This is a genomic window from Metabacillus idriensis, assembly GCF_009674765.1.
Taxonomy (GTDB): Bacteria; Bacillota; Bacilli; order Bacillales; family Bacillaceae; genus Bacillus_P; species Bacillus_P idriensis.
On sequence record NZ_WKKF01000003.1, the window covers coordinates 37,216 to 53,305 of the forward strand.

A 16,090-nucleotide genomic window follows, 5' to 3' on the forward strand; every position below is an offset into this window, starting at 1 on the left:
TATTAATACAGTTAGATAAGAAATTATCAGATTTTTTAATAAAGTTGTGGACAACCTGACTTTAAACTGTGGATACTGTGCATAAACCTGTGGAGCCTTTAGTTTTATGGATTTTTATTGTGGATAAATATTTAAGGATTACTGCGCATATTTTCTTTGCTTTTTACAAATTTTAAATATACACCAATGATTGACATCACGATATCAATGAAAGAGCTGCCCGCAGGCAGCTCTTATTTTATTTATAGCACCTCTGACTAAAAACATGTCATGTTTCCTTACATATATAAAGAAATCTAAATTCATTAATAGTAGAATAAGTGAATATTTAAAAAATTTAAACGGGAGAGATGATAATGAAATTACATAATTTGAGAAAAAGCGGTCATGCCCCTTCTCTGTTTGCATCATTTCTTTATTTTGATGTCAGTTTTATGATTTGGGTTTTATTAGGCGCATTAGGTGTTTATATTACAAAGGATTTTGGGCTGTCACCAGCTGAAAAAGGATTAATTGTTGCCATTCCTATTTTAGGTGGATCATTATTCCGGCTCATTTTAGGTATTCTGACTGACCGCATTGGCCCTCGGAAAACAGCAATTGGAGGTATGCTCGTTACAATGATTCCCCTTTTATGGGGATGGTTATCAGGAGAAAGTTTAGCAGAACTTTATATGATTGGAATCTTGCTTGGAGTTGCAGGTGCAAGCTTTGCTGCTGCTCTTCCTATGGCCAGCCGCTGGTACCCGCCGCACCTGCAGGGCCTTGCAATGGGGATAGCAGGAGCCGGCAATAGCGGTACACTTTTTGCAACTTTATTTGGACCGCGTCTTGCAGAATCAATCGGCTGGCATAATGTAATGGGATTAGCCTTAATCCCATTATCTATTGTCTTCGTCATTTATGTGTTAATTGCAAAGGACGCTCCTTCCCAGCCAGCTGCTAAACCTGTCAAAGAGTATTTTAATGTCTTTAAAATGAAGGATACTTGGTATTTCTGTCTGCTTTACAGTGTTACCTTTGGAGGTTTTATAGGTTTTACCAGCTTTTTAAGCATCTATTTTGTGGATGAGTTCGGTTTATCCCGGGTTAGAGCAGGTGATTTTGTTACATTATGTGTGATCGCAGGCAGCTTCTTTCGTCCAGTAGGAGGATTTATTGCAGATAAGATTGGCGGGGTTAAACTTCTATTGTTCCTATTTGTTGGAGTAGCAATCAGCATGTTTGGCGTCAGCGTTTTATCATCTTTTACTGCCGTCACGATTCTGCTGTTTCTCGGCATGCTGTTTCTTGGTATGGGGAATGGAGCGGTCTTTCAGTTAGTTCCACAGCGATTTCCCGAGGAAATTGGTTTTATTACCGGAATTGTTGGGGCAGCTGGCGGTGTAGGAGGATTTTTTGTACCAAACATCCTGGGCACCTTAAAACAAATTACCGGAACATATGATGCTGGATTTGCAGTCTTTTCTGTTGTAGGAATTGCTGCACTGACGATTTTATTATCAGCACAGTTTTCATGGAGAAAGACTTGGGTTATCGGTAAGAAGTCGGTTAAAATTTAGAAATCATTACGCATTTCCTTCTATATTAGAGTTAAGATAGTGTCAAAAGGCAGATTCTTCATCCCTTTGACAAATAAGTTGGTAAAAATCAAAAAACGCTTAGGAATTTTCCTAAGCGTTTTTTGAGGAAATTCTTGAGATACATATACTCCAAAACAACGAAGCTGCATTGGATGAATATGATTGAGCAATCTTTCAATTTATTTACTTTGCTCAAGGCATCGATAAACCGCCATCATATCTCTTTTATTTAACTCACGAATTCGATTAAAAATTGGAATATCAGCAACAGCTTCCGGCAGTTCGCTTTCAGCAATAACATCACTTACTTTGCCGGTCAGCCACGTTTGCACGTCTGTGCCATCCACGATTTCCTTGCGCCCTTCATCATTGATGCCACTTTCGTAACAACTTACACATGGAATTGTTAATTTAAATACACCATCATGCAGATTATCTTCTGTTATTACTTTCTTTCCTTTACAAAATGGACATGGATAGCTTTTTTTAATTTTATTTATTTGGGTAACTAATTTTTTGTAACCAAATGCTTCATATACATATGTTAGTTTTTTGTATTTTCCATTTGTGAAATACTTATCTATGATCGTTTCTCTTGTTTCATTGATAGCAGGAAAATCACAGATGGTCACTTGATTATTTTTGCTGATGAATTCGATATTGCCTTTGATTATGTTCCAGAATGGCAAGACATTTTGTAATACCAGTTCATAACCAGCAAAGCTTGCTAGTTCCAGTTCAAGCATTTTCAGCGCTACTTGTGTTTCCCTTGGCAATAGAGAGACATCTTCCGTCAAAGCCACATCGCCGCCAACAATAGATTTCATTTTTACCAGTTCCGGTAACTCCCCTGCAGTTTTCATAACTTGATCAAGCGGCTGATGAATAATCTCACGAATATCCGTGTCGCCAAATTTGAGTTTTTTATGATGATTTAACACGGTGCCATAACAAATCGGACAAGTAATCATCTCTTTTGATGCTTTCATATGCTCTTTAATGATCGATTTCGAAATAAACATATAACGCCCGATGATTATATTAAAGCCTTCCCATGTTCTCCGTGCCTTGCCTGCTTTATCATAGAATGACTTTTCCCAATAACCATATAAAAATGTATGCTTTTCTGCTTCTGTCATCTCATTATAGCTTTTACTAATATCTTGACCAAGTTCAATCTTTATCTCATCAAATAGGAATTGTAATTTTGGATATTGATAATATTTTAATACCTCCATCACGTCTGAATGCAATAGGCCATCCCAAAATGGAACGGTTTTGTCCTGAATGACAACATCTATATCAAATTTTTCAATCACGCGGCGTCCCGAACAGCAGGGACAATGATTTTCGTGAAAATAGAAATCGAAGCTTCCAGTATCTTTATTGGCCGGATGCGCTGCCACAATATGGTTGATCAGTCCGCCAATTTCATAGAGAAAACTATATTGGCTATACAAATGTCTTTCAAGATCAATGGCAATAACGGGAGCAATGGTTTCAGATTCGTATTCACCATAAATTAGACGGGCCATTGATGATAAGCTTTTTAAGATGCCGCCCTTAAAGACGTTTTCTGCATTCTTAAAATAGGCAATATGATTTTCTTCTAAGTAGTGAATACCCTTTTGTTGCTTGAGTGATGAAGAAATATGCAATAGGGCAGCTCTATCTGCACTCTTTTTTTGATGAAAATAATCATCATGACTGACAACATCAAGATGTTCAACAGGTGCCAGCTGTCTTTTACCAAAATCAACGATAAAATCAGAGCTTTCTAACATATAGGCATTATGTTCAATCATCATGATTGAGACAGATTCATCCTGCAGAATGACCCTTACACTATCAATGAATTGGTTTAAAATATTTTGTGATAAACCTTTTGAAGGCTCGTCAAAAATAAACAGCGTGTGGGGGTTTCTTGAGTTCGAAAACAGCTCAGAAACTAAATGAACACATTGAAATTCGCCTGTCGACAAGGTTTGTGTTTTTCTTTCTAGCGTCAAATAACCAAGTCCCAGTTTGATCAGTAAACTCAAGCGTTTATAAGCAACGTCTTCATTTGGAAGGTCCTGGATAATATCTTCAATTGAGCGCTGAAAAATGTCATCAATATCTTCGCTGTATTTGGTGAGTTTCTTTTTGATATCAAGAAAAGTCGCAACGGTTGACCGGCTGGTAATCGACTGATTTCGATCCTGCCCTACCATAACCAGTTTATCTTTTGGATACCGTTTCTGAAAATCCTTGGAGATACACTCATTTACAAGAGTCGATTTCCCGCATCCCGACTCACCAGTAAAGGTTACAAGTCTATTTTTCGGAATCTGAATTTCAGCCATTTGAATATTACGGCAGTATAGATCATGAAATTGATAGTAATCTGTTGGCGTTTCCTTATTCCGTTCCCTAAAAACAGGTTTTGGACGAGGCGATTCTTCGACAATTTTTCCACCGTATTTACCGCTGCCAGGTCCAAAGAACAATTGCTCATCCGCCGTATCCAGCACTGTATCAGAATGATCAATAAGCCAAATTTGATTCTTATAGCCTAATTGTTTAATCTGTTCTAAAATTTTCAATAGGGTTTGATGATCAAGGCCCACAGAGATTTCATCAATAATAATCACGGTATTTTCACTTACTGCCATGAATTCTGCCAAGTAAAGCCGTGTTAATTCCCCTCCTGACAATGTACCCATGATCCGGTTTAATGTTAAGTAACCAATATTCATATTGATTATATTTTTAAGAATATGCTGTTTTGCTTCATTAATATGTAATTCCTCTGAAAGAGAATGAATCGATTCAATGCTTAAATTGTTGAGATCGGAAATACTATGCGGCTGATTCCATAAATCTATCTTATATTGCTCAACTTCCGGATTATAACGCCTGCCCTCACACTTTTTACATTCGACATTTTTGGTAGTACCGCGTCCTTTACACTCAACACACCAGCCTAATGCATTATTAAAGGAAAAAACTTCTGGAGAAAGATTAAATTTTTCCGCAAGCGTAACACGAATCTCTTTAAACACACCGGTATGGGTGCCAATCGTTGACCGCGGATTAGAAGAAATCGATGATTTCCCGAGAAAAAGCACTAAAGGTATTTCTTCCATCTTGATGGCACTGAAATTCGTTTCCATTATATTAGAAAATAAATACTGATATTCAGCCTTTGGCAATAAGGAAACGAGACGCTTCTTGGATTCTTCGCCAATAGCTTGACAAAATGTGGTTTTGCCAGATCCGGATAAACCAGCAACTCCCAACGATTTATCTACTGGCAGTATTGCATCTAATTTATTAATATTGTTCGAAATTAATTGATTTATTTTCATTATGATATCCTTTCAATTCTCTAAATTTAGTCTTTCCATGTTTGTATAAATGATAATATATATAGTCGTTTTTAAATCGGCACACATCCTGCAAAGGTTTCACTTACCTCTTCAGTTATTTTAAAATAAACTTCTTCAATCACCCTGTCATGTTTGCTTAATACCAATTATTTCAAAATCACAGAATTAACTCAATCTTTTATTCCACTAAAAAAAGACACTTACCTTATTATAGATAAGCGCCCAATTGTAAATCAAAGCAGTTAACCAGCATTTATAATATAAATAGATATAGATCAGCCTTAAATAAATACCTTCTCTCTTTTCCTTTGTGAAAACCAAGCTAAACGCTCCGACAATTTAACAACTTCTCCTATTATAATCATGGCCGGGTTTGTGATTTCTTCACTTCTAACAGATTCCACTATTGATTCGAGGGTACCTGTTACAATACGCTGATTCATTGTCGTTCCTTGTTCAATGACAGCGATTGGCGTTTGAGGATTTTTACCGCAGGATTGAAGCTTTCTGCATATATAAGGAAGGTTTTTTATTCCCATGTAAATGGATATAGTATCAACACCTTTCGCTAAATAATCCCATCGGATGTTATCCGGTTTACCTGTTTTACAGTGACCTGTGACAAATGCTATGGAACCCCCAAACTCCCTGTGGGTAACAGGAATGCCAGCATACGCAGGAGCCGCTATTCCCGCTGTTATTCCAGGAACAATTTCAAATGTAATGCCATGTCGGGCAAGAACTTCTGCCTCTTCTCCGCCCCGCCCGAAGATGAATGGATCACCGCCTTTTAATCGCACAACAGTTTTACCTTGAAGAGATTTTTCAACGAGCAACTTCTGAATAACCTCCTGTGAGACACAGTGATTCCCCGGAATTTTACCGCAGTATATGAGCTCAGCCTCTTCCTTCCCATATTCCAGCAAGACTGGATTGACTAAACGGTCGTATAGAATGACATCCGCTGCTGCAAGACATTTCACAGCTTTGAGAGTAATTAATTCCGGGTCACCTGGTCCTGCTCCAACGATATATACTTTTCCCTTTTTCATCCTTTTCCTCCCAATCTGCTCATTCCCTTACTGATTCAGGACTTCATACTGTTTGCAATAACCGGATCCCATTCTATAAAAGAAGGTAAATATCATTGTCATCTATTATCGTTTGATACGTTTTAACACAGCCTGCATCTGGCTCCTGGACATTGCCATCATCTAAACAGATTTTCCAGTCATGCATTGGACAATAAACATATTCGCCGCTGACAATTCCTTCTGTTAGCACCCCTCCTTTATGAGGACATCGGTTTTCGACTGCACGGACTCTTCCGTCTGATAATCTGAATACCGCAACCTCATTGCCCTCAACACGAACCGTTTTTCCTAAACGTTCTGGAAGTTCATCAGCAGCACAAACGAGCACTTTTGTTAAACTATTGTTTACCATGAATGATTTCCCCCTAATCTTTTCAGACCGCTGTTTTAAGACATGACGACATTCTCAAACAATTCTTTCTTTGTTTTATTATTATTTACAATTTCTTTCCAAGGGTCTTTATAGACAGATAGAGCTTCATTCATTCGGTCATTAAGCTGTTTGCATTTTTCTTTATCTTCCAATACAGATTGAACATGAGTCAATCCAACGCGCTCTATCCATGCAGAAGTACGCTCTAAATAATTTCCCGTTTCGCGGTAATATTGCAAGTAAGCCCCTGTGATTTCCATCACTTCTTCATCCGTTTTCACTTTGATCAACAAGTCTCCTCCGCGGACGTGCGTACCGCCATTTCCGCCGACATAAAGTTCCCATCCGCCTTCAATGCCAATAAACCCAATATCTTTGAATCCCGATTCGGCACAGCTTCTCGGGCAGGCAGAAACGGCCATTTTCACTTTATGAGGAGTTTGCAATCCTTCGAATTTTTTTTCAAGGGCAATTCCAAGTGACATGGAATCCTGTGTGCCGAAGCGGCAGAACTGCTCCCCAACACACGTTTTCACTGTACGAAGGGATTTGCCGTAAGCATAACCAGAAGGCATATCAAGCTCTTTCCATACATCCGGCAAATCTTCTTTTTTCACTCCAAACAAATCCAGGCGCTGTCCGCCAGTTACTTTCACCAGCGGAATTTCATATTTATCCACTACATCAGCAATTCGCCTTAAATCTTTGGCATTTGTTACACCGCCGTACATACGGGGTACAACCGAGTATGTTCCGTCCCTCTGAATGTTCGCATGCATGCGCTCGTTTACAAAACGTGATTCTCTCTCATCTTCATATTCTGTCGGCTTTACCATTCCTAAATAATAATTAAGAGCCGGACGGCATTTTGAACAGCCTTCCTCAGAACTCCAGCCAAGTACGTTCATGACTTCTTTTGTATGGGATAATCCTTTGGCTTTAATTTCATCGACGATTTCATCTCTTGATAATTCAGTACATCCGCAAATCGCTTCCTTTTGAGCGCCGGCATCAAATTTGTCTCCGAGCGTGCACTGCAATAGCTCTGCGACAAGCGGCTTGCAGCCTCCGCAAGAACGGGAAGCGCTGGTACAAGCTTTTATTTCATCAACTGATGAGCATCCTTGCTTTTGAATAGCCTGAACAATGGATCCTTTTGATACACCATTACATCCGCAGATCATCTCTTCAGCACTCATGTTTTCTACAAGGCTTTTCCCTGCCATTTCCCCTGCAGGCTGAAGAATGGATACTTTGGATATCTCTGAAACATCTGCTTGCTTTTGAATCATTGAGAGGAGGCGGCTGCCATCATTTGTGTCTCCGAATAGAACTGCGCCGACGATTTGATTCCCCCGCAATACGATTTTTTTATAAATTCCATCCTGATCATCAAAAACCTTGATTGCTTTTTTGTCTTCTCCTTCTGTAAAATCGCCTGCAGAAAATACGTTTACACCAGAAACTTTCAATTGAGTGGATACAATGGATCCTTTATAAGGATTTGTTTTATTCCCGCAAATTTGTTTAGCCAGTACTTTTGCTTGCTCATACAGCGGTGCAACTAACCCGTATGCAATTCCATCATGTTCTGCGCATTCTCCAACAGCATAGATGTGAGGAATATTGGTTTGCAGATAATCATCGACAACAATTCCGCGATTTACTGAAAGTCCGCTTTCCTTTGCAAGCTCTGTATTCGGCTTGATGCCCACTGCCATAACGACTAAGTCAGCTTCAATTTCCGTACCGTCTTTAAACTTCAGTCCTTCTGCCCGATCATCTCCCATTATTGCTTCAGTTTGCTTTTCTAAAAGAAAGTTCATCCCCTGATTTTCCAGTTCCTTTTGCAAGAGCCTTCCAGCTATAGGATCCAATTGACGCTCCATCAAATTTGGCGAGAGATGTATCACAGAGACATCCATACCTAAGTTTAAAAGCCCCCTTGCCGCCTCCAGCCCCAGCAATCCCCCTCCGATTACAGCAGCTTTTTTGTATTTTTTTGAGGCTTCAAGCATTTCGTCCGTATCCCTAATATCACGAAAAGCCGTAACACCCTTTTTATCTGCACCGGGAATTGGAAGAATAAAAGGAAGGGATCCAGTAGCTAAAATCAATTCATCATACAACTCTACTCTTCCTGAATCAGAAAAAACAGCCTTCATTTCCGCATCAATCTTTGTGACCGTTTCTCCTGTATGTAATTGAATGTTATTTTCTTTGTACCAATCCCAGTCATTTAATGTAATATCCTTAACTTCTGTATCTCCCTGCAAGACCTTTGACAGCAAAATCCTATTATAATTCGGATGCGGTTCACTTCCGAAAATTTTAATCTCAAATTCTTCTCTTGATACGTTCAATACCTCCTCAATGGTTCTGACGCCCGCCATTCCATTACCGATAAGAATTAGCTTTTTCTTCACTTGGCGTTCCTCCTCTTAGAAAGTTTCTTAAACTATATCACAGCAAAAACTAAACTTAACTTCTTATGTAAGGTTTTCTGACATTGTTTTTTGATAATTTAAAATATTAAATTTTCAATAAGGTGTGTTTCAATGAAAAAACCGGCTGTAAAACAGCCGATTTTAAAGTATTTTGAGAATTATTGTACTGATTCGGCAAGAGGTGCAATTTTTACCGCACTCACCTTAAATCCAGGCATTTTGCATACTGGATCTAAATCTTTTGAAACAAGCAGATTGATATTTTGAGAGTCTGCCCAATGAAATGGGACAAAAACAGTATCTGGACGAATCTTTTCAGACCATCTGCTTCTGACTGTAATACTGCCGCGCTTTGACTCAATTTTTACTAGAGTATGATTGGGGATGTGATACTCCTCGGCCGTTTTAGGGTGAATTTCCATAAATGATTCAAAATTTCTGGCTGCAAGTGTCGGGCTTTTTCTTGTTTGCACCCCAGTCAAGTAGTGTGACATGACCCTCCCTGTGGTTAAATATAACGGAAACTCTTTAGTTGGTTCTTCTTTCGGGACTTTCGGGCTGTTTGGAACTAAAGCCATAGCCGCCTTGCCATCCGCATGCGCAAATGATTGTTCAAATAATCTTGTTGTCCCTTCATGATCAAGAGCTGGACATGGCCACAATATTCCGCCTTCTTTTCTTAGACGATCGTATGTAATGCCATAATAGTCAGCTGTTCCCCCGCGGCTTGCCGCTCTTAATTCATTAAAAATCTCTTCAGCAGATTGAAAAGAAAAATACTTTCCTTTTCCCAGAACACGTGCAATATCACAAATAATTTGCCAATCATGCTTCGCTTCTCCAGGTGAAGGAAAGCTTGCTTCACGCAACGTGACCCGGCCTTCTAAATTTGTCATTGTTCCTTCATCTTCCAGATAGGAGGAAGCAGGTAAAATAAGATCTGCTAATCTCGCAGTTTCTGAAACAAACAGATCCACAGCTACAAGATACTTTAATTTTTTTAATGCTTTCTTGACAAAATCAGCATTTGGGTTAGAGACTATAGGATTTGAGCACATTAAAAACATGCCTGTAATTTCACCCTCATGTATTTTCTCGATCATTTCATAAGCAGAAACACCTTTTCTCGGTAAATCTCCTTCATCGATTCCCCAAACACTTGCAATATATGATCTGTGTTCATCATTTTCAATAGAACGGTATCCTGGCAGCTGATCTGCTTTTTGACCATGCTCCCTCCCCCCCTGACCATTCCCCTGTCCAGTAATGGCTCCATAACCGGAGTTAGGCTTTCCAATCTTCCCTGTTACGAGGAGAATATTGAGGAAATTCCGAACAGCTGCAGATCCATCTGTTTGCTGTTCAACACCTCTCGCTGTAAAAATCATTCCTGATTCTGCCTGCCCGAACGTTTTGGCTGCAAGACGGATTTGATCAGCCGAAACACCTGTCATTTGAGCAATTTCCTCCAAATCCAAAGAAGAAACATGCTCTTTTACTTCCTCAAATCTATTCACGCGATTCCTGATAAACGCATGGTCAATAAGGTTCTCCTCAATCAGCACGTTCAGGAATCCATTAGCCAATGCTGCGTCCTTCCCTGGTTTAACTTTCATATGTAAGTCAGCGAGTTCCGTTGTAGCTGTTTCCCTTGGATCTATCGCGATGATAAAAGCTCCATTTTCCTTCGCTTTCTCAAAATAAGGAATAATTGTCGGCTGGCATTCCGCAATATTCGTCCCAGCCAAAATAATACATTTGGTGGATGGTATTTCGGTTAAGCTGTTTGTCAGCCCACGATCCATCCCGAATGTTTGACTTGCTGCTGATGCAGCCGAAGACATACACAAACGGCCGTTATAATCGATGTATTTCGTTTTTAAAGCCACTCTTGCAAATTTACCGAGTAAATACGCTTCTTCATTTGTAATCGAAGCACTTCCATATACAGACAAAGCATTTAACCCATCTTCTGCTTGGATTTCAGCAAAATTTTCTTTAATGTGGTCCAATGCTTCCTCCCAGGAAACTTGAATAAATTCACCATTTACTTTTAATAACGGATATTTAAGACGATCATTATGCAAAGCGTGCTGGTGTGCATTCATGCCTTTTATGCATAAACGGCCCTCTGAAACCGGATTGTCTTTGCCAATTGTCATATACTTTTTTCTTGTGACAATCGATTGTTCAAGCAATTGCATCTTACACTGCATACTGCAAAATGGACATTGTGTATCATATGATTTTTCTGATTGGACTTCCAGCTGCTTCTCGCGGAAATATTTCAATAATAACTCTGTCAAGCTCTCACATCCTCCTGAAAATTCACTTGATCATTTATCAAAAATGCTAATAAGCTGCTGGTTCTCCCTTGCATTTTTTCGCTGAGAGGCATCCCGTTCAAAATAATGAAGAAGCTGCAGGATAAGTTCCTGATTAAAAAGTACTTCCCTGATATGAAGCAAACCCATGCGCTCAATCCATTGCCAAGTCCTTTCTGAATAATTGGCTGTTTCACGGTAATATTGAATAAGGCCGCATGTCATATTTATCGCTTCTTTATCTGTACTGGCGACGCATAATAATTCCCCCGCCCGCACATTGCGTCCGCTGCTCCCCCCGACATATATTTCCCAGCCTCTGTCAATTCCCATAATGCCTATATCCTTCGTTGTGGATTCTGCCCCATTATGCATACAGCCAGAAACACCTATTTTTAAACTATACGGCGCTGAAATGAGTGCCAGTTTCTTTTCTAAAGCCACAGAAAGCTTTAGCGATTGCTGTTTATCGCACCTGCAGATATGCTCTCCCGTACACGTTTTAATGTTTTGAACATAGCTGCCGGCCTTAGAAGATAAAGGCATATTTAAATCAGCCCACATCCCTTTGAGATCTTCTTTTTTAACTCCCATTAAATGAATTCGCTGTTCACTTGTTACAGCAACCTGCGAGATGCTGTATTTATCTGCTGCATCCGCAATTTTCCGGAGTTCTTCAGGATTCGTGATTCCGCCGTACAATTGGGGAATAACCGTGTACAGTCCATCGCCCTGCCGAACAGCATTCATTTTTTCATTTATAAAAATCATTTTTTGACTCTTTTCATACTCCGGATAAATCATTCCCAGATAATACGTTAGAGCAGGCTGACAGGTTAGGCAGCCTTCACTATTTTTCCATCCAAGTGCATTCATGATTTCTTGATTAGATGATAAATTTTGGAGCTGCATTTCATGCACGACTTCTTCTTCTGTTAAATCAGTACAAGAACACATGCCCTTCTTTTCAATCACTTCATCAAACTCATCACTATTTATATATAATAAAAGCTCGTTTACTGCCGGCTTGCAGCCTCCACAAGAACTTGATGCCTTTGTACATGTTTTCACTTGTTCAAAACTTGTTAATTCTTTCGTTTGTACAGCTTCAATTATGCTCCCTTTTGTTACTCCGTTACAATTGCAAATCACATCACTCTTTGCCATTTCAGCAATCAAACGTCCGCCGGAATTTGATGCGGATTGGAACAGTGCGTTCTTTTCCTCAGAGGAAATATCTTTTTGCTTCAAGATCAAATCAAATAATTTCGCACCGGCTTTTGTATCACCAAAAAGAACAGCGCCAATGAGTTTTCGATCTTGAAAAACCGCCTTTTTATAACACCCATCCAGCTCATCAAATGCTGTTATTGATCTTGTTGAATCTTGATCAGCGAACTGTCCTGCTGAAAATACATCCACTCCTGAAATTTTCAGCTGAGTAGAAAGGACGGATCCCTGATAACCTTGAGTTTTGATCCCGCATATATGTTTTGCTGCTATTGCTCCTTGCTCATAAAGAGGTTTTACCAGTCCATAAACGATGCCCCGGTGCTCTGCACACTCTCCCACAGCGTAAATATTGGCAGCACTTGTTTCTAAGTAGTCGTTTACAGTGATAGCCCGATTTGTATGAATGCCGCTGTCTTTTGCAAGCTTTATATTGGGTCTGATTCCCGCTGCCATAATCACTAAATCTGCCTCTGCTTCTGTTCCATCTTGAAAACGGACGCCCTTTGCACGGCCGTTTCCGATGATCTCTTGAGTCTTCTTTTTTAAAAGAAAATGCATGCCTTGCCTTTCCAGTTCTTTTTGAAGAAGGATGGATGCTGTCTGATCAAGCTGCCGCTCCATTAAATATTCTGAAATATGAACAACACTAACGTCCATCCCCAGGTTTAAAAGTCCTCTTGCCGCTTCTAAGCCTAATAATCCTCCTCCAATAACCACTGCTTTTTTATATTGAAGCGAAGTTTCAATCATTTTCCGGCAATCATCAATTGTGCGGAAAGCGATTACTCGATCTTTATCAGCACCTGGAACAGGAAGAAAAAAAGGAACAGACCCTGTGGCCAGAATCAGCTTGTCATAGGATAACTCCCTATCTTTATCTGTTTGAATGATTTGATTCAACGTATCGATATTTACAACCGTTTCACCTGTAAACAGCTGGATATTATGTTTTGTATACCAATTAAGGTCATTTATTGTAAGATCATCAAAAGTCATGCTGCCCTGCAGAACGGATGACAATAAAATTCGATTATAGGTAACATGCCGCTCACTTCCGAAAATGGTAATATCAAACGCTTCAGAGCCATTCTTAATCATTTCTTCCACACATCGCGCGCCTGCCATTCCGTTTCCTACTACTACTAATTTTTGTTTAGTCATTTTGAAACCTCCAACATCCTTAAATGTGGTAGTTGAGATTTTCATTATTTCATATTTCCTTAAAAAAAGTAGTAAATATGTTATATTTCCTTACATGTTTTGTGATATGTATAAGGGACGGGAAACATAGAAAGGGGCTGTCCAGGAAGTTTGTTTTCGCATAATTGTTGTTTTGGAATATTAATGTTGTCCGTTCCTTTCCGCTCCAGGAACTTGCTTTCCGCGGGGAGGGTGGGAGCCTCCTCGGCATGCCTGCGGGGTCTCCCATTCCCCTCTATTTTCCCGCAGGAGTCAAGTTCCTTCCGCTACAATCCACTTAAAGTTTGTAACATGGAGTCTAATAACAACAAAGTTTATAAAATAAGCCCACAGAAAAAAGCAGACAGGAAATAACATTTGTTTTTCCTGCCTGCTTTATTTTAGAGACTTATTGGACAATCCCTTTTATTTAGATTCTACAATTTCACCCTTGTAAAAACGTTTTTTATGAAGTTCAACCTTTAACCCTTTGCAAATTTGCTTCAGTTCACGCTCTTCACGTTCTGTTACTAGGGATACGACCGTTCCGTCTGCTCCATTCCGGCCTGTTCTGCCCGAGCGGTGAACATACTGCTCAACTGTTTCGGGAAGGTCGTAATGGATTACATGCGTTACACCTTCAATATCAAGTCCCCTTGCAGCTACATCTGTTGCAAGAAGAATCGGAAGCTCCCCTGTACGGAAACTTTTAATGGCAGTTTCGCGCTCGCGCTTTGTTGAATCCCCGTGCAGAATGCCAAGGGGCAATCCTTTGTACATCAGTTTTTCCGCTAAAACAGCAGCATTGCCGATATCTTTTACAAAGGCAATTGCCTTAGCCCCTTCTAATCTTGAAAGCTTTTGAAGAAGATCAATTTTATCTCTCGCTTCTGCAGTGAAGTAAATGTGATCGACTTGTGATTGGATACTTTCATCTCTGCTTACTTTAATGACTTCCGGGTTTTGCATCAGGCTTTTCGCTTCTGCCTCTGTTTTTTCTGGAAGGGTTGCCGAGAACAACAATAGCTGTCTGTCCTTCAGTGTTGTTTTGATGATGTTTTTGATATCTGACAAATGTTCAGACTGAAGGAGCTGATCGCCTTCATCAAGGACGATTGTTTTCACTTCATGCATTTTGATTTTCTTTTGTTTAATTAGCTCAGAGACACGGCCCGGTGTACCGACTATGATCTGCGGACGTTTTTTCAGCTTTTCCTGCTGTCTTTTCACATTTGCTCCGCCGATGAAGCTTGCTCCGAGAATGCCGCTCCCTGCTGACCATTTTTGAATCTCCTCATGGATCTGCATTACCAGTTCCCTTGAAGACGCCATAATCAGTGTTTGGATATTTTTGCTTTCAGGGTTAATGCGCTGCAGGACAGGCAGCAGATAAGCAAGCGTTTTGCCTGTTCCTGTCGGTGATTCGGCAATCACGTCGCGTCCTTCCAAAATGGCAGGAACCGCCTTTTCCTGTATAGCGGTTGGAGTTGTATACGAAGCCTTATTCCAGGCTTCCTGTAAAAATGGTTTTGCTTCTTCAAGCAGTGACCATGTGCTGTTCATTTGTTTTCACCTTTTCGTATCTGAAGTCCGTCTTTCCATGAGAAAGACGCATTTTCTTATTATATACCATTTCTGCGGAGGGAAAAACAGCTCTTGTTATTTCTAAGGGTAAGAACCCCCTGAAAATTACCAGGAAAGCACGGGGACGGTTCTCTTGCTTCCGAAGCAGTAGAACCGTCTCCGTGCTTCTTAACAAAGACTTCCCTTCTAATTTACAACAGTTTCCATTGCCCTTCAGAGATAACTTCGACCTCTCCATCGACCACTTTGATGGCGGTTTGATCATCAATTGCATACGCCGGCCCCTGCATCCCTGCTGCCCATCTCTCTGCAGCAGCCATCGTGTTATACGGCAGCATCTCGTGATCCAAGTGCGGAAACATTGCAAAATCGACCAGATTCAGCGTTTCATCACCGCCGCTTGGTGGAGTCCAGCCAACAAAGAATTCCCCGATATTAGGTGCCATCACCATGCTCCCGGCGCTCAGTCCCACATAAACTGCGCTTAGCGACGGCAAGAGGTCTGCCAGTCCGGACTCCCGCATCCAGTAACATAGATACAAGGGGTCACCGCCATTCACTAGTAGTACGTCAGTCTCCTTGACCACAGGGACCCAAAGCTCTTCATCGATGCTGGGCAGAGCGGTGAGCTCCAGCACCCCCATGGACTTCCAGCCCAGTTCACACATCGGTGTGGTGGCCTGTCCGCTGAAGAACTGCCATGCTTTGCCTGCACCACCGGTTATGGCGTATATCCCAGTGGTAATGCAGAGGGCGCTCGCCTCGGAAATCGGTTTGTCCAGCATGTTAACCAGCGCGTCATGTATGCTCTTGTTCTTGATGCCTGCAGATGTGAGGAGAAATTTCATAACTTAATCAACTCCTTGTAGTTGTGTGTACCATAAAAGTTTTCCATATTCCTA

Annotated in this window: 9 protein-coding genes; 1 reads left to right on the forward strand and 8 read right to left on the reverse strand. The window is 40.5% G+C overall.

From position 1 onward, the window contains the following. Positions 1-356: 356 nt before the first annotated feature. Positions 357-1,562: a NarK family nitrate/nitrite MFS transporter gene (locus GJU41_RS13190; RefSeq protein ID WP_070879715.1), complete on the forward strand. Its 1,206-nt coding sequence runs from the start codon at positions 357-359 to the stop codon at positions 1,560-1,562. Between the two features lie 200 nt (positions 1,563-1,762). Here GJU41_RS13190 and GJU41_RS13195 read toward each other — a convergent pair whose 3' ends face one another. The 8 genes from GJU41_RS13195 to GJU41_RS13230 form a co-directional block, all read right to left on the reverse strand. Next, entirely contained in the window at positions 1,763-4,933 is a 3,171-nt protein-coding gene (locus GJU41_RS13195; protein ID WP_070879714.1) for an ATP-binding cassette domain-containing protein, read from the reverse strand. Between the two features lie 302 nt (positions 4,934-5,235). Beyond that, positions 5,236-6,006: a uroporphyrinogen-III C-methyltransferase gene (gene cobA, locus GJU41_RS13200; RefSeq protein ID WP_070879713.1), complete on the reverse strand. Its 771-nt coding sequence runs from the start codon at positions 6,004-6,006 to the stop codon at positions 5,236-5,238. 73 nt (positions 6,007-6,079) lie between these two features. Then, a complete protein-coding gene (gene nirD / locus GJU41_RS13205; RefSeq protein ID WP_070879712.1) occupies positions 6,080-6,400 on the reverse strand; it encodes a nitrite reductase small subunit NirD in 321 nt (106 codons plus the stop codon). A 35-nt stretch (positions 6,401-6,435) separates the two neighbouring features. Next, complete coding sequence (gene nirB / locus GJU41_RS13210) at positions 6,436-8,847, reverse strand: nitrite reductase large subunit NirB (protein ID WP_083328405.1); 2,412 nt, start codon at positions 8,845-8,847, stop codon at positions 6,436-6,438. Between the two features lie 179 nt (positions 8,848-9,026). Continuing rightward, the gene (gene nasC / locus GJU41_RS13215; RefSeq protein WP_070879711.1) at positions 9,027-11,174 is read right to left on the reverse strand and encodes an assimilatory nitrate reductase catalytic subunit NasC; all 2,148 of its coding nucleotides are present in this window, start codon (positions 11,172-11,174) and stop codon (positions 9,027-9,029) included. Positions 11,175-11,204: 30 nt separating this feature from the next. Then, positions 11,205-13,586 (reverse strand): nitrite reductase large subunit NirB, encoded by a 2,382-nt coding sequence (nirB, locus tag GJU41_RS13220; protein WP_154318910.1) that lies wholly within the window; start codon positions 13,584-13,586, stop codon positions 11,205-11,207. A gap of 444 nt (positions 13,587-14,030) precedes the next feature. After that, positions 14,031-15,167, reverse strand: coding sequence for a DEAD/DEAH box helicase (locus tag GJU41_RS13225; protein ID WP_070879708.1), 1,137 nt, complete (start codon positions 15,165-15,167; stop codon positions 14,031-14,033). A 212-nt stretch (positions 15,168-15,379) separates the two neighbouring features. Next, entirely contained in the window at positions 15,380-16,036 is a 657-nt protein-coding gene (locus GJU41_RS13230; RefSeq protein ID WP_070879706.1) for a Type 1 glutamine amidotransferase-like domain-containing protein, read from the reverse strand. Positions 16,037-16,090 lie beyond the last annotated feature (54 nt).

What these genes read in the sequence shown, in the direction of transcription:
- GJU41_RS13190 (WP_070879715.1), top strand. Translation starts at nt 357, where the DNA reads ATGAAATTACATAATTTGAGAAAAAGCGGTCATGCCCCTTCTCTGTTT.
- GJU41_RS13195 (WP_070879714.1), bottom strand. Translation starts at nt 4,933, where the DNA reads ATGAAAATAAATCAATTAATTTCGAACAATATTAATAAATTAGATGCA.
- cobA (WP_070879713.1), bottom strand. Translation starts at nt 6,006, where the DNA reads ATGAAAAAGGGAAAAGTATATATCGTTGGAGCAGGACCAGGTGACCCG.
- nirD (WP_070879712.1), bottom strand. Translation starts at nt 6,400, where the DNA reads ATGGTAAACAATAGTTTAACAAAAGTGCTCGTTTGTGCTGCTGATGAA.
- nirB (WP_154318910.1), bottom strand. Translation starts at nt 13,586, where the DNA reads ATGACTAAACAAAAATTAGTAGTAGTAGGAAACGGAATGGCAGGCGCG.
- GJU41_RS13225 (WP_070879708.1), bottom strand. Translation starts at nt 15,167, where the DNA reads ATGAACAGCACATGGTCACTGCTTGAAGAAGCAAAACCATTTTTACAG.
- GJU41_RS13230 (WP_070879706.1), bottom strand. Translation starts at nt 16,036, where the DNA reads ATGAAATTTCTCCTCACATCTGCAGGCATCAAGAACAAGAGCATACAT.